Source organism: Klebsiella sp. WP3-W18-ESBL-02 (genome assembly GCF_014168815.1).
In the GTDB taxonomy this organism is placed as follows: Bacteria; Pseudomonadota; Gammaproteobacteria; order Enterobacterales; family Enterobacteriaceae; genus Kluyvera; species Kluyvera ascorbata_B.
In genome coordinates this window covers 1,297,571-1,314,367 of record NZ_AP021972.1, presented here as the reverse complement: position 1 = coordinate 1,314,367, position 16,797 = coordinate 1,297,571, and the positions used below count along the sequence as shown (strand labels likewise).

Here is a 16,797-nt window from a genome sequence, read left to right as displayed (position 1 = left end):
TTCATCAGACAATCTGTGTGAGCACTTCAAAGAACGCTTCTTTAAGGTAAGGAGGTGATCCAACCGCAGGTTCCCCTACGGTTACCTTGTTACGACTTCACCCCAGTCATGAATCACAAAGTGGTAAGCGCCCTCCCGAAGGTTAAGCTACCTACTTCTTTTGCAACCCACTCCCATGGTGTGACGGGCGGTGTGTACAAGGCCCGGGAACGTATTCACCGTAGCATTCTGATCTACGATTACTAGCGATTCCGACTTCATGGAGTCGAGTTGCAGACTCCAATCCGGACTACGACATACTTTATGAGGTCCGCTTGCTCTCGCGAGGTCGCTTCTCTTTGTATATGCCATTGTAGCACGTGTGTAGCCCTACTCGTAAGGGCCATGATGACTTGACGTCATCCCCACCTTCCTCCAGTTTATCACTGGCAGTCTCCTTTGAGTTCCCGGCCGAACCGCTGGCAACAAAGGATAAGGGTTGCGCTCGTTGCGGGACTTAACCCAACATTTCACAACACGAGCTGACGACAGCCATGCAGCACCTGTCTCAGAGTTCCCGAAGGCACCAAAGCATCTCTGCTAAGTTCTCTGGATGTCAAGAGTAGGTAAGGTTCTTCGCGTTGCATCGAATTAAACCACATGCTCCACCGCTTGTGCGGGCCCCCGTCAATTCATTTGAGTTTTAACCTTGCGGCCGTACTCCCCAGGCGGTCTATTTAACGCGTTAGCTCCGGAAGCCACTCCTCAAGGGAACAACCTCCAAATAGACATCGTTTACGGCGTGGACTACCAGGGTATCTAATCCTGTTTGCTCCCCACGCTTTCGCACCTGAGCGTCAGTCTTCGTCCAGGGGGCCGCCTTCGCCACCGGTATTCCTCCAGATCTCTACGCATTTCACCGCTACACCTGGAATTCTACCCCCCTCTACGAGACTCAAGCTTGCCAGTTTCAAATGCAGTTCCCAGGTTGAGCCCGGGGATTTCACATCTGACTTAACAAACCGCCTGCGTGCGCTTTACGCCCAGTAATTCCGATTAACGCTTGCACCCTCCGTATTACCGCGGCTGCTGGCACGGAGTTAGCCGGTGCTTCTTCTGCGAGTAACGTCAATCACTAAGGTTATTAACCTTAATGCCTTCCTCCTCGCTGAAAGTACTTTACAACCCGAAGGCCTTCTTCATACACGCGGCATGGCTGCATCAGGCTTGCGCCCATTGTGCAATATTCCCCACTGCTGCCTCCCGTAGGAGTCTGGACCGTGTCTCAGTTCCAGTGTGGCTGGTCATCCTCTCAGACCAGCTAGGGATCGTCGCCTAGGTGAGCCGTTACCCCACCTACTAGCTAATCCCATCTGGGCACATCCGATGGTGTGAGGCCCGAAGGTCCCCCACTTTGGTCTTGCGACGTTATGCGGTATTAGCTACCGTTTCCAGTAGTTATCCCCCTCCATCGGGCAGTTTCCCAGACATTACTCACCCGTCCGCCACTCGTCACCCGAGAGCAAGCTCTCTGTGCTACCGTTCGACTTGCATGTGTTAGGCCTGCCGCCAGCGTTCAATCTGAGCCATGATCAAACTCTTCAATTTAAGTTTGATGCTCGTGAATTAAACTTCGTAATGAATTACGTGTTCACTCAGAGACTTGGTATTCATTTTTCGTCTTGCGACGTTAAGAATCCGTATCTTCGAGTGCCCACACAGATTGTCTGATAAATTGTTAAAGAGCAGTGCCGCTTCGCTTTTTCTCAGCGGCGCGGGGTGTGTATATTACGCCACCCCACCACGAAGTCAAGCTTTTATTTTCGCTTACTTCGCTGAAGTTCTTGAAAGAACTTCGCTGACCCGGCGACTTGTTTGTCGTTGTTCCGTGTCAGTGGTGGCGCATTATAGGGAGAAAATGAGAAGCTGCAAGCATAAAATAGGAAAAACTTTTCGTTCGTCTATTTTTCATCCAATCATCTTATTTTCGCCTGGTTTATAAACAAAAACGAGCCCTTTAGGGCTCGTTTTCTTCTTTTTGTGACTTACTGCACTGCCACAATATGGTCGTCTTTCACTTCCAGGCGGATAGTTTTCCCCGGCAACAGCTCGCCAGACAAGATTTGCTGTGCCAGCGGGTTTTCAATCTGCTGCTGGATAGCACGTTTCAGAGGACGTGCGCCATATACCGGATCGTAGCCATTTTTACTCAGCAACTGCAGAGCTTCATCGGAGATCTGCGTTTCATAGCCACGCTCTTCCAGGCGCTGGTACAGACGCTGCAGCTGAATCTGGGCAATTGATGCGATGTGTTTTTCCCCCAACGGATGGAATACCACAACCTCATCGATACGGTTAATGAATTCTGGGCGGAAACTGTGGCTTACAACACCCAGCACCAGATCTTTCATATGCCCGTAGTCCAGTTCACCGAAACGCTCCTGAATCAGATCCGAACCCAGGTTCGAGGTCATGATGACAACCGTATTGCGGAAATCGACCGTTCTCCCCTGCCCGTCGGTCAGGCGACCATCGTCCAATACCTGCAGCAGAATGTTGAACACATCCGGGTGCGCTTTTTCCACTTCATCCAGCAGGATGACGGAATAAGGACGACGGCGTACCGCTTCTGTCAGATAACCGCCCTCTTCATAGCCGACGTATCCTGGAGGTGCACCCACCAGACGCGACACGGAGTGTTTCTCCATAAACTCGGACATGTCGATACGCACCATCGCGTCATCGCTGTCGAACATAAAGTTAGCCAGCGCCTTACACAGCTCAGTTTTACCTACCCCGGTTGGCCCCAGGAACAGGAATGAACCGATCGGACGGTTAGGATCGGACAGCCCGGCACGGCTACGGCGAATCGCGTTCGATACCGCTTCAACCGCTTCGTTCTGCCCAATCACGCGGCTGTGCAGATCCTGCTCCATACGCAGCAGTTTCTCACGCTCGCCTTCCAGCATGCGGGCAACCGGAATCCCGGTCCAGCGTGCCAGTACTTCGGCAATCTCGGCATCCGTCACTTTATTACGTAACAGGCGCATGGTTTTACCTTCAGACTGCGTGGCCGCTTCCAGCTGTTTCTCCAGCTCTGGAATTTTGCCGTACTGCAGTTCGGACATCCGCGTCAGGTCACCGACGCGACGCGCCTGCTCGATGGCAATTTTCGCCTGCTCCAGTTCAGCTTTGATTGTCTGAGTGCCAGAAAGCGAGGCTTTCTCTGCCTTCCACTCTTCTTCCAGCTCGGAATACTGACGCTCTTTATCATTCAGCTCGTCATTAAGCATGTCGAGACGTTTTTTACTTGCCTCGTCAGACTCTTTCATCAGCGCCTGCTGTTCCAGCTTGAGCTGGATAATACGACGGTCGAGTCTGTCAAGTTCCTCCGGCTTGGAGTCAATCTGCATACGAATGCTGGAGGCCGCTTCATCGATCAGGTCGATGGCTTTGTCCGGCAACTGACGGTCAGCAATGTAGCGATGAGACAGCGTTGCCGCCGCTACAATTGCCGGGTCAGTAATCTGCACGTGGTGGTGCAGTTCATAACGTTCTTTCAGACCACGCAGAATCGCGATGGTGTCTTCTACCGAAGGCTCAGCAACGAATACTTTCTGGAAACGACGTTCCAGCGCCGCATCTTTCTCGATGTACTGGCGATATTCGTCCAGCGTAGTGGCGCCGACGCAGTGCAGCTCACCACGAGCCAGCGCCGGTTTCAGCATATTACCGGCATCCATCGCGCCGTCGGCTTTCCCCGCACCTACCATCGTATGCAGCTCATCGATAAACAGGATAACGTTGCCTTCCTGCTTCGCCAGATCGTTCAATACGCCTTTCAGACGTTCTTCAAACTCACCGCGGTATTTCGCCCCAGCCACCAGCGCGCCCATATCCAGCGCCAGTACGCGACGGCCTTTTAAACCTTCCGGGACTTCACCATTAATGATTCGCTGCGCCAGCCCTTCGACGATCGCCGTTTTACCGACGCCCGGTTCACCGATTAACACCGGGTTATTTTTGGTACGACGCTGCAGTACCTGAATGGTACGGCGGATTTCTTCATCACGGCCGATAACCGGGTCGAGTTTGCCCTGTTCAGCACGCTCGGTCAGATCGACGGTGTATTTTTTCAATGCCTGACGTTGGTCTTCGGCACCCTGGTCATTCACGCTTTCACCTCCGCGCATCTGTTCAATTGCCTGAGTGATATTGGCGGTGGTAGCGCCTGCCGTTTTTAGCAGGTCGGTCAGTGTGCCACGAGACTCAAGCGCCGCCAGAACGAACAGTTCCGACGAAATAAAGTTATCGCCGCGTTTTTGCGCCAGCTTGTCGCAAAGATTCAGCACGCGCATCAGATCCTGCGACGGCTGTACGTCTCCCCCGGTACCTTCTACCTGGGGTAAACGGCTCAGCGCCTGATCGATAGCCGTGCGTAGCTGGCCGGCGTTGATGCCCGCGGACGTTAATAAAGGACGTACCGAGCCCCCTTCCTGATTCAGCAAGGCGCTCATTAAATGAAGAGGTTCGATAAATTGGTTGTCGTGCCCCAGCGCGAGCGACTGGGCATCGGCAAGAGCAAGCTGGAATTTATTGGTAAGACGATCCAGACGCATGACTCCTCCCATAATAGGTCAATTTTGCTACAGGAGATTAAATGAGGTCATCCCTCAATTATTCAAGGTTAAATGACCTAATCGATGAGAAAAAACTGTCTGCCTTCTGGATCGTCTTGATTCTATAGGTTATATCAGCCAGATGAAACTTGCCATACGACCCGTAATACGGTCGCGGCGATAAGAGAAAAAATCATCCTTTTCGCTGAAGGTACAACGGTCGCCGCCGAACACGGCATTCACGCCGACGTTGCCCAGACGTTGGCGCGCCAGCTGATAAATATCGGCGAAATATTTATCGCCTGCGGGATAGAATGCGCTTTCCGCGTTGGCATCTTTCGCCATAAACGCCTCACGCACTTCCGGCCCGACTTCAAACGCCCGCGGGCCAATTGCTGGGCCAAACCAGGCAAGAAGGTTTTCAGGACTATCGTTAAAGCAGGCGACGGTTTCTTCCAGTACGCCATCGCACAGACCGCGCCAACCCGCATGCGCGGCTGCCACTTCGGTCCCCGCGCGGTTGCAGAACAGCACGGGCAGGCAGTCCGCCGTCATCACCGCACACACTGTCCCGGGCGTATTGCTGTAGGAGGCATCTGCACGCTTTGAGGCATAAGGCTCACCGGTGAGGTGCAGCACGTCTTTACCGTGGACCTGCTCCAGCCATACCGGTTTCGACGGCAGTTTGCCCGCCGCAAACATACGCTTGCGGTTCTCTTCAACGTGCTCGAGGTTATCGCCACAGTGGGCGCCGAGATTCAGAGAGTCCCACGCGCCTTCGCTGACGCCGCCGACGCGCGTTGAACTACAGGCGGCCACGCCTTGCGGCAGCGGCCATTCCGGGACAATGATTTTGGTCATAACCAGTCTACGTCATCCTTATGTTCTTCAAAGTCAGCGCGCATCGCAGCGATCAAATCGACCATATCCTGCGGGATAGGCGCATGCCATTCCATTTCAATGCCCGAGATCGGGTGATACAGACGCAGCATGGTCGCATGCAGCGCCTGGCGGTCAAACTTACGCAGAACCGAAATGAACTCATCCGATGCGCCCTTCGGCGGACGCGGACGGCCACCGTAGACCTGATCGCCCACCAGCGGATGGGTGATGTGCGCCATGTGCACGCGGATCTGGTGCGTACGCCCGGTTTCCAGACGCAGCCGCAGACGCGTGTGCACACGGAAGTGTTCCATAATGCGATAGTGCGTCACCGCCGGTTTCCCCATAGGGTGAACCGCCATGTGGGTGCGTTTGGTCGGGTGACGGCTGATCGGTTCCTCAACGGTACCGCCAGCCGTCATGTGACCAATCGCCACCGCTTCATACTCGCGGGTGATTTCACGTAGCTGCAGCGACTCAACCAGACGCGTTTGCGCCGGAACGGTTTTCGCCACCACCATTAAACCGGTCGTGTCTTTATCCAGACGGTGGACGATGCCCGCACGCGGTACATCGGCAATCGGCGGATAATAGTGCAGCAGCGCATTCAGCACCGTACCGTCCGGGTTACCGGCGCCAGGGTGAACCACCAGGTCGCGCGGCTTGTTGATGACGAGAATATCTTCATCTTCATATACAATATCGAGTGGGATATCCTGCGCTTCAAAGCGGATCTCTTCATCGATTTCCGCATCGATAGCGACGGACTCGCCACCCATGACTTTTTCTTTCGGCTTGTCTGAAACTTTGCCGTTGACCTGAACGCGCTGGTCGAGGATCCACTCTTTTATGCGCGATCGCGAATAATCAGGGAACATTTCGGCCAAAGCCTGATCTAAGCGTTGACCGAGTTGTGACTCGGACACCGTTGCGGTGAGTTGTACTCGTTGTGCCATATACAGCTTCTTCGTTAACGTTGGGTTTTTACGGCTTCGCCGTTTAATATAGTGTGCTATTGTAGCTGGTCTTAATCGGGAACAGGAACTGTGAATATCCCGTATAAACATTTTGAGGAAAGTCAAAACGTCATGACGCGCATGAAATATCTGGTGGCAGCGGCCACGTTGAGCCTGGCTTTGGCGGGGTGCTCTGGTTCAAAGGAAGAGGTTCCTGATAATCCGCCTAATGAAATCTACGCAACTGCTCAGCAAAAGCTGCAGGACGGTAACTGGAAACAGGCAATAACGCAACTGGAAGCGTTGGATAACCGCTATCCGTTCGGGCCATATTCTCAGCAGGTACAGCTGGATCTGATCTATGCATACTACAAAAATGCCGATCTGCCGCTGGCCCAGGCCGCGATTGACCGTTTCATTCGTCTGAATCCGACGCACCCGAACATCGACTACGTCATGTACATGCGCGGCTTAACCAACATGGCGCTGGACGATAGCGCGCTGCAGGGCTTTTTCGGCGTTGACCGCTCCGATCGCGATCCGCAGCATGCCCGTGACGCGTTTAACGACTTCTCGAAGCTGGTGCGCGGCTACCCGAACAGTCAATACGTCACCGACGCCAACAAACGTCTTATCTTCCTGAAAGACCGCCTGGCGAAGTACGAACTTTCCGTTGTTGATTACTACACCGCGCGTGGTGCATGGGTTGCGGTAGTAAACCGCGTCGAAAACATGATGCGTAACTATCCAGATACGCAGGCAACGCGTGACGCCCTGCCGAAAATGGAAAATGCCTATCGCCAAATGCAGATGACGGCGCAGGCGGACAAAGTGGCGAAAATCATCGCCGCCAACAGCAAGACCACCCAGTCCTGATTCGGATCTGTAAAAGTAAAACGGCAGCCCGATGGCTGCCGTTTTTTTATCCATTTTAATGACTTGCTGAAGCGCTTTAGCCTCAAGTCATCCTATCAAATATGGCCGTATTTTCCCGCGCCGACAAGTAAAAAATCACGTCTTCCTGTTCTGACTCACAAAAAGAATGCACTGACAAAAAGTGACAAAATAATGTGATATTCATCACACATTTTAACCAAATCCGAGGTATGCTGGAATCACCAAGACGGAAAGACAAGAGGTAAAATTTATGACAATGAACATTACCAGTAAACAAATGGAAATTACTCCGGCTATTCGCCAGCATGTCGCAGACCGTCTCGCAAAATTGGATAAATGGCAAACCCACTTAATCAACCCACATATCATTCTGTCTAAAGAGCCACAGGGATTTGTAGCGGACGCCACGATGAATACCCCGAACGGGCATCTGGTCGCCAGTGCGAAACATGAAGATATGTACACCGCCATTAACGAATTGATCAACAAGCTGGAACGGCAGCTCAATAAGGTGCAACACAAAGGGGAAGCCCGTCGTGCCACCACATCGGTGAAAGACGCAAGCTTCGTGGAAGTTGAAGAAGAGTAAACTGTACTTTAATGTGTATCGCCAACGCGCCTTCGGGCGCGTTTTTTATTGACAGAACGAAAACAGAACGAGTACTGTAAAACCTCATCACGCTAAGGATTTAAGCCAACTGTGAAACGTCTACCGTTTTTCTTCGCATTCTTTTTTACCTTCCCCTGATTGGGAGGCGTTTCGTCGTGTGATAAAGAATGCGAAGACGAACAACAAGGCCTCCCACTCCGGGGGGCCTTTTTTATTGATAACAAGAAAGGCAAACATGATGACTTCGGAAAACCCGTTACTGGCGATACGCGATAAAATCAGCGCGCTGGATGAGAAATTAGTGAGCCTGCTGGCCGAGCGACGCGGTCTGGCTATCGAGGTGGGTAAAGCGAAGCTGGCCTCTCACCGACCGGTGCGCGACATTGACCGCGAGCGCGATCTGCTTGAGCGCCTGATTACGCTCGGCAAAACCCACCAGCTCGACGCGCATTATATTACCCGGCTGTTCCAGCTCATCATTGAAGATTCCGTTCTTACCCAACAAACGCTGCTTCAGCAGCATCTGAACAAGATTAACCCCCACTCGGCACGTATCGCGTTCCTTGGCCCGAAAGGCTCCTACTCGCATCTTGCGGCCCGCCAGTATGCCGCTCGCCATTTTGAGCAGTTTATTGAAAGCGGCTGCCTGAAATTTGCCGATATCTTCAATCAGGTCGAAACCGGCCAGGCCGACTATGCGGTGGTGCCAATTGAAAATACCAGCTCCGGCGGCATCAACGACGTCTACGATCTGCTACAGCACACCAGCCTGTCGATCGTCGGCGAGATGACGGTACCCATTGACCACTGCGTCCTGACCAACGGCAGCAGCACGCTGGAAACCATTGAAACGGTCTACAGCCATCCGCAGCCGTTCCAGCAGTGCAGCCAGTTCCTGAGCCACTATCCGCAGTGGAAAATTGAATATACCGAGAGCACCTCGGCGGCGATGGAGAAAGTCGCGCTGGCCAACTCACCGACCGTCGCGGCGCTGGGCAGCGAAGCCGGTGGCAAGCTGTATGGTCTGCAGGTGCTTGAACATTGCCAGGCCAACCAGACGCAGAACATTACGCGTTTCCTGGTTCTGGCGCGTAAAGCGGTAAACGTCTCTGACCAGGTGCCGGCGAAAACCACGCTGCTGATTGCAACCGGCCAGCAGGCCGGTGCGCTGGTTGAAGCACTGCTGGTGCTGCGTAACCACAATCTGATCATGACCAAGCTCGAATCGCGTCCGATTCACGGCAACCCGTGGGAAGAGATGTTTTATCTCGACGTCCAGGCGAACCTGGACGCACTGCCCATGCAAAAGGCGCTGAAGGAACTTTCCGGCATTACCCGCTCAATGAAAGTGCTGGGCTGCTATCCCAGCGAAAACGTCGTACCGGTCGATCCGGTCTAACGTTCGATAAACGGCCGCTTCTTCATGCCTGCCACCGCAACCGGCAGGGTGAAGATAGCCCCGGAAAGTGGATATTTTGCCACCTCCTGTGCCGACATATTCTCACGGGTGGTGGTGATAAACAGCGTCCGCATATCCGCGCCGCCGAAACAAACCATAGTTGGGCAACGCACCGGTAGGTGATACTCAGCAAGCTGCTCTCCCGTTGGTGAAAAGCGCGCGACACGCCAGCCGTCAAACATGGCGCTCCAGTAGCATCCTTCTTCATCCATCGCCGCCCCGTCCGGGATCCCCTCACCCTCGCTAAACACGCGAAAAACGTCTCGTACGCCGGGCTCACCGTCCGCATCCAGCGGCGTACGGTAAATGACGCCGTTGGGCGTATCTGAGGTGTACATCCAGCGCTTATCCTCGCTGAATGCCAGACCGTTGGCGCCATGAATATCGCACTGAATCACCTTCGGTTTGAGTTGATTATCGATCCGCATCAGCAGCGCACCGTTATAGTCGCCTGGCCCCCAAAAGGTTCCTGCGTAGAAGCGCCCGTCTCTGTCCGTTCCACCGTCGTTGAACCGCGCAAGCTGGGGGTTACTCGGGTTATCACAGATTTTATGCTGTAGCAGGCCGCGGCTGTCGGCCAGCCAGATAGCGCTGCGCAGCGCGACGATAAAGCCACCTTTTTCCCGCAGCGCGAAGCAGCCAACTTCTTCCGGAAACTGTAAGACCTGATGCATGCCGGTCGCGGGCACATAGCGGTGAATTTCACACTCCATGATATCCGCCCAGTATAGCGCCTGTTCGGCACCGCTCCAGGTTGGGCATTCCGGCAGGTGTCCGGTGTAATCAAACAGCAGGTTTACATCAGCCATTGTCTTTATCCCATAAAAAAAGCCAGAGGATTTCCCCTGGCTTTCAAGTATATACAGTTTTTACTTACTGCCGACTGTCATTCGCCTGGCGTAACAAGACCCGGCTCTCACTCTGGAAACGTTGTGCGTAGTCGCCGAACCAGTGTTCAACCTTACGGAAGCTATCAATAAACGCCTGCTTATCGCCCTGCTCCAGCAGGCCAATCGCCTCACCAAAGCGCTGGTAGTAGCGTTTAATCAGCGCCAGGTTGTTGCCGGACGACATAATAATGTCGGCATACAGCTGCGGATCCTGAGCAAACAGTCGCCCGACCATTGCCAGTTCAAGGCGGTAAATCGGCGAGGAGAGCGCCAGCAGTTGCTCCAACTGAACGTTTTCTTCCGCCAGATGCAGCCCGTACGCAAAGGTAGCAAAGTGACGCAGCGCCTGGATAAACGCCATATTCTGGTCATGCTCAACGGCGCTAATACGGTGCAGACGCGCTCCCCAGACCTGAATCTGCTCCAGGAACCACTGATAGGCCTCTGGCTGGCGGCCATCGCAATAGACCACTACCTGCTTCGCCAGACTGCCGCTGTCCGGGCCAAACATCGGATGCAGCCCGACAACGGGCCCCGAATGCGCCGACAGCATCGCCTGCAACGGCCCGGCTTTTACCGAGGCCAGATCAACCAGAATACAGTCCGCCGGCAGCGGCGGCAGCTTCGCAATCACCTGTTCGGTAATGTGAATAGGGACGCTGACAATCACCATACCGGCATCCGCCACAATGTCCGCCGCACGCGGCCAGTCTTCTTTTTCCAGCGTCCGCACCTGGTAGCCGGAAAGGGTCAGCATCTTTTCAAACAGCTGCCCCATCTGGCCACCGCCGCCAACAATAACCACCGGGCGCAGCGACGGACGCAGCGTTTTGAACCCCTTGTCGTTTTCGCTGGAATAAGACTCACGCATGACGCGACGCAGCACGTCTTCAATCAAATCGGGCGGCACGCCCATCGCCGCCGCCTCTTTGCGGCGCGAAGCCAGCATCGAGGCTTCACGCTCCGGTACGTAAATGGGCAGGCCATACTGACTTTTTACTTCGCCAACTTCGGCCACCAGCGCCATACGCTTCGCCAGCAGGTTCAGCAACGCCTTATCGACTTCATCAATTTGATCGCGTAACGCGGTCAGTTCAGCAACCATACAATCCTCTTACGCCAGACGAGCCGCCAGATGGCCGCGTAAATCCTTGTCGAGTTCACGCAGCAGCGCATCGGTGGTTTCCCAACTGATGCAAGCATCGGTCACCGAGACGCCGTATTGCATCTCACTGCGCGGCTGCTCGGAAGACTGACTGCCTTCGTGAATATTACTTTCAATCATCAGACCAATGATAGAACGATTACCGTCCTTAATCTGCGCGACAACGGATTCCGCCACCGCTGGCTGACGGCGGTAGTCTTTATTGGAATTACCATGGCTGCAATCTACCATTAGCGATGCACGCAGTCCCGCCTGTTCCATCTCTTTTTCGCACTGCGCCACATCTTCCGGGCCGTAGTTCGGTTTTTTACCGCCACGCAGAATCACATGGCCATCCGGGTTACCATGGGTACGCAGCAGGCAGACCTGACCGGCCTGGTTGATGCCCACAAAACGGTGCGGCATTGCCGCCGCGCGCATCGCGTTGATCGCCGTCGCCAGCGAGCCATCTGTGCCATTTTTAAAGCCAACCGGCATCGACAGGCCTGAAGCCATTTCACGGTGAGTCTGCGACTCCGTCGTACGTGCACCAATCGCCGACCAACTGAACAGATCGCCAAGGTACTGCGGGCTGTTCGGATCCAGCGCCTCGGTGGCCAACGGCAGCCCCATGCTCACCAGTTCAACCAAAAGACGACGAGCGATTTTCAGACCGCCTTCCACATCAAACGAGCCATCCATATGCGGATCGTTGATAAGCCCTTTCCAGCCGACGGTGGTACGCGGCTTTTCAAAGTAGACGCGCATCACCAGGTAGAGGCTATCGCTGACCTCTTCCGCCAGTGTTTTAAATCGACGCGCATATTCAATCGCAGCTTCCGGATCGTGAATGGAGCAAGGCCCGCATACCACCAGCAGGCGCGGATCGCGGCCGGCAATAATGTCAGTAATCGTTTTACGTGACTGGGCGATTTGCGCTTCCTGCTCAACGGAGAGCGGGAATTCAGCTTTCAGCTGATCCGGCGTGATCAAAACTTCTTCATCGGCGATATTTACGTTATTCAGCGCGTCTTTTTGCATGATGGCATTACCTGTTATGACTCGTTTGCGATAGTTGTTGCCTCAATGAGGTAGAACCTACAATACCACAGAAAGTAAAGATTTCAATCCAAAATACGTACACTTATATTTACACTTGCAAATTTATTGCCGAAAACAGCCCATAAAATGGTAAACTAATTGTTACACCTCATTGCTATAGGATCGTTATCCGCCGTAAAAAATGGCTCCCACCGCGTTTAACTCCCGACGGTTGCCCGATAGATATCCGCTCCCCCTCGCAGGCCAAAACGCCTACGATGACATTCGACTTAAAGAAAACCTGAAGTTAGCCGATAAATTTAACAATACGGCCAACCATCCCTTATAAATAAGCCTATAGTGAGATCGATGGCCCACAGGAAATGGATAACCCGACATTTATCCATCGCAAAGAATTAGCGGGCGAACCTTTTCCCTTTGCGGCTCACTCACTACGCTGCGCCGGAAGCCGAGGAGATCAACATCGCCACCAGCCGTAATTTATTGCCTTTTGACATGCTGAAATAAATACAACTGTGGGATTTAACCTAAATTTCATCAATCGAATTTCTGACATAATGATGGTTTTAATAAACAATGATCTTCTGCCTACAACTCCCCCGGGTAACACGCTCCAGAGCGGTATGGCGGATTCTCGTGAGAAATTCATTCTTGATAGCTTTGTCCCGACTGATTCTACTGCTGATGCTGCCACTATCGTTGGCCTCGGTAAGCGCCGCTCCGCTGACTGAAACCGATAAATCGGTGCGCTCGATTGTCTCCGGCATCGTCAGCTACACGCGATGGCCGTCACTTTCCGCGCCTCCCAGACTCTGTATCCTGACCTCTTCCCGATATGTCGACGCCCTCAGTATGTCCGGTGGTCTGCCTTATACGGCTGAGCGGGTCGGTAACGCTCAGCAGGCCGTCGCCGCAAAATGCGATGGTATTTACTTTGGCACCGAGTCGCCTGAACAACAGCTTGAATTAATCAACCAATATCGCAACCGACCGTTACTATTAATCTCCGAACATAACCCTGAATGTGCTATTGGCAGCGCGTTTTGTTTAATAATAGAGGACGATGAGGTCCGGTTTTCCGTTAATCTGGATGCACTGTCTCGCAGCGGCGTAAGAGTGAATCCGGATGTATTAATGCTTGCCCGGAATAAAAAGCATGAATAAGGATTTCACCTTCACTCCGCGACCTACGTTTAAAAGAACGCTGCGCCGGATTAACATAATAAGCGTCATCATAACCATGACCTTTATATGGCTTTTGCTGTGCCTCGCGTCGGTGGTGACATTAAAGCAATACGCGCAAAAGAACCTCGAGTTGACCGGTGCGACAATGAGCCACACCCTTGAAGCATCGCTGGTTTTCAACGATCCGCAGGCGGCAAATGACACCCTGGAAACGCTCGGGAAACAGGGGCAGTTTGCGATGGCGGAGGTCTACGATGTGCATAAAAAGCGCTTTGCTCACTGGTCGTGGAACCCTGAAGACAATACCGATACATTGGGCGCGCTGGTCAGTCGCTGGCTGTTTCCGGAACCCATCGCTCAGCCCATCATGCATAACGGCAAGCCAATCGGCGAAATTTATCTGACCGCACGCGACAGCCTGATTGGTCACTTTATCTGGATGTCCTTTGCCGTCCTCACCGGTTGCATACTTTTCGCTTCAGGCATCGCGCTCACGGTTACCCGCTCCCTGCACCACGGGATGGTTGAGGAAATGCAAAATATCACCGATGTCGTACATGATGCGCGCACCAATCGCAACTTCTCCCGTCGCGTCAAGCAGGGTCGAATCGAAGAGTTTCACCGTTTCGGCGAAGACTTCAACAGCCTGCTGGCTGAAATGGAAGAGTGGCAGCTGAAACTGCAGGAAACCAATGCTCAGTTGCTCCGTTCCGCCATGCACGATCCCCTTACGGGTCTGGCGAACCGCGCGGCGTTCGGCAACCGCATAGCGGCGTTAATGAATGATGACGTTGCTAAAACACACTCAGCCCTGCTTTTTCTCGATGGGGACAACTTTAAACACATTAACGATACCTGGGGGCACAACGCAGGCGACTTCGTACTGACAGAAATTGCCAGTCGAATGATTGCGTTCGGCGGTCAGCGTCATCAATCGTACCGCCTTGGCGGCGATGAGTTTGCCATGGTGCTCTCCGGCGTCCATTCAGAACACGACGTTCAACGGATTTGTCACGCGCTGGCACAGCAGTTTACCCGTCCGTTCGATCTGCATAACGGCCAAAATACATCGATGTCTCTCAGCATCGGCTTTGCGCTAGCGTGGGAAAGTACCTCGCTGGAGGTACTACTGGAAAAGGCAGACCGCAATATGTATCAAGCCAAAAATCAGCGGTCTAAGACACTATATTAGAAAGGAAAACGATATGTTAAAGCGATATCTTGCTCCATGCTTACTGGCATCACTGCTGCTGACCGGTTGTCAGACACCGCAGGGCAAATTCACCCCTGAACAGGTCGCAGCGATGCAATCTTATGGCTTTAACGAATTAAATGGCGACTGGTCGCTGGGCCTCTCGGATAAGATTCTGTTCGATAAAAACGAAGCCGGGCTGCGACCTGAAAGTGAAACACAGATCCAGGCCATGGCGTCACGCCTCGCGGCAACCGGTTTAAACCACGCCCGGATGGACGGGCACACAGACAATTACGGCGAAGACCGCTATAACGAAGTCCTATCGCTGAAACGCGCGAATGTCGTCGCCGATGCCTGGGCAAAAGGCGCTCATATTCCGCGCAGCAATCTCACCACGCGCGGCTTAGGCAAAAAATACCCTGTCGCCAGCAACAGCACCTCGCAAGGGCGCGCTGAAAACCGCCGTGTGGCGGTGGTGATCAGCGCGCCGTAAGGTTACTCGACGGACGATTCGACGAGCGGCATCCGCACAGCCGCTCGCCAGCGTAGCCAGTCAAACAGCATAAACAGCGCCAGACTGATGCCCATAACCGGAAGCGCAAACCCGCATGCTACGGCGAGTAGTAATGTGCCACAGCGGGCCGGTAGCGACAGCGCCCGCCAGCTGTGCGTTAGCGTCAGCAGTGGGTTTGTCTCCGCCTGAGACGGGCGTTTGATCCACCACAGACGATAGCCCATCACAATAGCCACGCACAACGCCAGGCCAAAGGCGATCAGCAGCAGCTGGTTCGGCAAGCCGAACAAGATCCCCATGTGAAAATCCACGCCCCAACGCGTCAACTTAGCCATCAGCGGGAAGTCAGCAAACTGTGTGCTATCGATTATCGCCAGCGACTGCGGATCGATGGCGACCGCATCAACCTGCGTTGGCCAGCGCCGATCGATCTCGGTGACCGTCCAGGCGCGATCGTCACTGCGCGGCGGGCGGATCTCCAGAGACCTTGCGTTGATGCCGCCTCGTTGGGCCACATTGAGGACAGTATCAATACTGTCCCAACCGATCGTCGACTCATGAGCAGCCTTCTCGCCATGATGCCCGCGGTGCTCCGCATGCGGATCCATCGGCATCGGGCTGGCGCCGTGCAGTTGGGTATTAACCTGTGGCGTTAACCAACCTAACGACGCCCGCAGCTTATCGACGTTGCCGCCCGCCCACTGTGACCAGGTTAGCCCGGTGGCTGAAAACAGCAGCATTCCCGCCAGCAGGCACCAGCCAAGGGTAACATGAACGCGGCGGGTATTTTGCAGGCGGTTTTTTATTCGCCGTTTTGGCCGGGTAAAAGCCCACAGCACCACACCTCCCAGTGCCGCGACCCACATCCATGAGGCAGCCAGTTCGCTATAAAGGCGTCCGACATCGCCCAACAGCAGCGAACGATGCGCGTAGTCTATCCACTGACGTAGCGGCAGAATGCCGCTGGTGCCGTAGACCGTCATGTCCCCTTTCACCGCCAGCGTGACCGGGTCGATAAAAATCGCACGGTTTTCTGATGGCTGTAGCGCAGGGTCAGCGAACATCACACGCGTCGTTATACCCGCGTCCAAAGCCGGTCGAACCGCGCTCAGACGCAGCGGTGTATCCAGCGCGCGTTCCGCGACGGCAATTTGTGCTGCAATAGGCTGACGCTCACCCTCGGTGCTGCCGTGCAGCGCCTGGTGATACAGCACGTTTTCGAGCTGAGGCGTAGCCACATACAGCGTGCCGGTCAGGGCCGCAACGAAGATAAAGGGCCCGACAAACAGGCCGATAAAAAAATGCAGGCGGCGCAGCAGGTGCACCCATGCCGCCCGCGAGGTGCAGGTTGTCATACTTTTCCTTTGTTCATGCGAAATGAAGCGTGACGCTGAAGCGTCATTTA

At 54.0% G+C, this 16,797-nt stretch carries 14 protein-coding genes, 1 rRNA gene and 1 other annotated feature; of the genes, 7 read left to right on the top strand and 8 right to left on the bottom strand.

The window, feature by feature from the left end; all coding sequences use genetic code 11:
* Positions 1 to 47: 47 nt before the first annotated feature.
* The 4 genes from H7R56_RS06325 to rluD all read right to left on the bottom strand — a co-directional run bounded on the left by H7R56_RS06325 (position 48) and on the right by rluD (position 6,436).
* Positions 48 to 1,587 (bottom strand): 16S ribosomal RNA (locus H7R56_RS06325).
* A gap of 437 nt (positions 1,588 to 2,024) precedes the next feature.
* On the bottom strand, positions 2,025 to 4,598 hold the full coding sequence (clpB, locus tag H7R56_RS06320; RefSeq protein WP_182928557.1) for an ATP-dependent chaperone ClpB: 2,574 nt from the start codon (positions 4,596 to 4,598) through the stop codon (positions 2,025 to 2,027).
* A gap of 129 nt (positions 4,599 to 4,727) precedes the next feature.
* Positions 4,728 to 5,459 (bottom strand): purine nucleoside phosphorylase YfiH, encoded by a 732-nt coding sequence (yfiH, locus tag H7R56_RS06315; RefSeq protein WP_106928430.1) that lies wholly within the window; start codon positions 5,457 to 5,459, stop codon positions 4,728 to 4,730.
* Positions 5,456 to 6,436, bottom strand: a complete 981-nt coding sequence (gene rluD, locus H7R56_RS06310; protein WP_106928428.1) for a 23S rRNA pseudouridine(1911/1915/1917) synthase RluD — start codon at positions 6,434 to 6,436, stop codon at positions 5,456 to 5,458. Before rluD ends, yfiH begins: the two co-directional genes overlap by 4 nt.
* A 132-nt stretch (positions 6,437 to 6,568) precedes the next feature.
* Here rluD and bamD point away from each other — a divergent pair, with 132 nt between their 5' ends.
* The 4 genes from bamD to pheA all read left to right on the top strand — a co-directional run bounded on the left by bamD (position 6,569) and on the right by pheA (position 9,342).
* A complete protein-coding gene (gene bamD, locus H7R56_RS06305; RefSeq protein WP_106928448.1) occupies positions 6,569 to 7,312 on the top strand; it encodes an outer membrane protein assembly factor BamD in 744 nt (247 codons plus the stop codon).
* A gap of 271 nt (positions 7,313 to 7,583) precedes the next feature.
* A complete protein-coding gene (raiA, locus tag H7R56_RS06300; RefSeq protein WP_106928426.1) occupies positions 7,584 to 7,922 on the top strand; it encodes a ribosome-associated translation inhibitor RaiA in 339 nt (112 codons plus the stop codon).
* 110 nt (positions 7,923 to 8,032) lie between these two features.
* Positions 8,033 to 8,158, top strand: a sequence feature (Phe leader region).
* Positions 8,034 to 8,081 carry a pheA operon leader peptide PheL gene (gene pheL, locus H7R56_RS06295; RefSeq protein WP_100279143.1) on the top strand — a complete coding sequence of 16 codons (48 nt, stop codon included), beginning with the start codon at positions 8,034 to 8,036 and terminating at the stop codon, positions 8,079 to 8,081. It overlaps the preceding feature by 48 nt.
* A gap of 23 nt (positions 8,159 to 8,181) precedes the next feature.
* Positions 8,182 to 9,342, top strand: a complete 1,161-nt coding sequence (pheA, locus tag H7R56_RS06290; protein WP_182928679.1) for a bifunctional chorismate mutase/prephenate dehydratase — start codon at positions 8,182 to 8,184, stop codon at positions 9,340 to 9,342.
* Here the strand turns inward: pheA and H7R56_RS06285 are convergent.
* From H7R56_RS06285 to aroF, 3 genes are all read right to left on the bottom strand, one after another.
* The gene (locus tag H7R56_RS06285) at positions 9,339 to 10,211 is read right to left on the bottom strand and encodes an SMP-30/gluconolactonase/LRE family protein (RefSeq protein WP_106928422.1); all 873 of its coding nucleotides are present in this window, start codon (positions 10,209 to 10,211) and stop codon (positions 9,339 to 9,341) included. The two genes, pheA and H7R56_RS06285, sit on opposite strands and share 4 nt — an antisense overlap.
* 64 nt (positions 10,212 to 10,275) lie before the next feature.
* Entirely contained in the window at positions 10,276 to 11,397 is a 1,122-nt protein-coding gene (gene tyrA, locus H7R56_RS06280) for a bifunctional chorismate mutase/prephenate dehydrogenase (RefSeq protein ID WP_106928420.1), read from the bottom strand.
* A gap of 9 nt (positions 11,398 to 11,406) precedes the next feature.
* Positions 11,407 to 12,477, bottom strand: a complete 1,071-nt coding sequence (gene aroF / locus H7R56_RS06275; RefSeq protein ID WP_106928418.1) for a 3-deoxy-7-phosphoheptulonate synthase AroF — start codon at positions 12,475 to 12,477, stop codon at positions 11,407 to 11,409.
* A gap of 657 nt (positions 12,478 to 13,134) precedes the next feature.
* Here aroF and H7R56_RS06270 point away from each other — a divergent pair.
* From H7R56_RS06270 to H7R56_RS06260, 3 genes are read left to right on the top strand one after another with little or no spacing between them, the layout of a single operon-like run.
* Entirely contained in the window at positions 13,135 to 13,662 is a 528-nt protein-coding gene (locus H7R56_RS06270; protein WP_223878948.1) for a regulatory sequestration protein YfiR, read from the top strand.
* Complete coding sequence (gene dgcN, locus H7R56_RS06265) at positions 13,655 to 14,875, top strand: diguanylate cyclase DgcN/YfiN (RefSeq protein ID WP_106928414.1); 1,221 nt, start codon at positions 13,655 to 13,657, stop codon at positions 14,873 to 14,875. The genes H7R56_RS06270 and dgcN overlap by 8 nt, the downstream gene beginning before the upstream one ends.
* A gap of 13 nt (positions 14,876 to 14,888) precedes the next feature.
* Positions 14,889 to 15,371, top strand: coding sequence for an OmpA family protein (locus H7R56_RS06260; protein WP_106928412.1), 483 nt, complete (start codon positions 14,889 to 14,891; stop codon positions 15,369 to 15,371).
* A 2-nt stretch (positions 15,372 to 15,373) separates the two neighbouring features.
* On the opposite strand, the gene H7R56_RS06255 is transcribed toward H7R56_RS06260, so the two are convergent.
* On the bottom strand, positions 15,374 to 16,747 hold the full coding sequence (locus tag H7R56_RS06255) for a PepSY-associated TM helix domain-containing protein (RefSeq protein WP_106928410.1): 1,374 nt from the start codon (positions 16,745 to 16,747) through the stop codon (positions 15,374 to 15,376).
* Between the last annotated feature and the right edge of the window lie 50 nt (positions 16,748 to 16,797).

What these genes read in the sequence shown, in the direction of transcription:
- clpB (WP_182928557.1), bottom strand. Translation starts at nt 4,598, where the DNA reads ATGCGTCTGGATCGTCTTACCAATAAATTCCAGCTTGCTCTTGCCGAT.
- yfiH (WP_106928430.1), bottom strand. Translation starts at nt 5,459, where the DNA reads ATGACCAAAATCATTGTCCCGGAATGGCCGCTGCCGCAAGGCGTGGCC.
- rluD (WP_106928428.1), bottom strand. Translation starts at nt 6,436, where the DNA reads ATGGCACAACGAGTACAACTCACCGCAACGGTGTCCGAGTCACAACTC.
- bamD (WP_106928448.1), top strand. Translation starts at nt 6,569, where the DNA reads ATGACGCGCATGAAATATCTGGTGGCAGCGGCCACGTTGAGCCTGGCT.
- raiA (WP_106928426.1), top strand. Translation starts at nt 7,584, where the DNA reads ATGACAATGAACATTACCAGTAAACAAATGGAAATTACTCCGGCTATT.
- pheA (WP_182928679.1), top strand. Translation starts at nt 8,182, where the DNA reads ATGACTTCGGAAAACCCGTTACTGGCGATACGCGATAAAATCAGCGCG.
- H7R56_RS06285 (WP_106928422.1), bottom strand. Translation starts at nt 10,211, where the DNA reads ATGGCTGATGTAAACCTGCTGTTTGATTACACCGGACACCTGCCGGAA.
- tyrA (WP_106928420.1), bottom strand. Translation starts at nt 11,397, where the DNA reads ATGGTTGCTGAACTGACCGCGTTACGCGATCAAATTGATGAAGTCGAT.
- aroF (WP_106928418.1), bottom strand. Translation starts at nt 12,477, where the DNA reads ATGCAAAAAGACGCGCTGAATAACGTAAATATCGCCGATGAAGAAGTT.
- dgcN (WP_106928414.1), top strand. Translation starts at nt 13,655, where the DNA reads ATGAATAAGGATTTCACCTTCACTCCGCGACCTACGTTTAAAAGAACG.
- H7R56_RS06260 (WP_106928412.1), top strand. Translation starts at nt 14,889, where the DNA reads ATGTTAAAGCGATATCTTGCTCCATGCTTACTGGCATCACTGCTGCTG.
- H7R56_RS06255 (WP_106928410.1), bottom strand. Translation starts at nt 16,747, where the DNA reads ATGACAACCTGCACCTCGCGGGCGGCATGGGTGCACCTGCTGCGCCGC.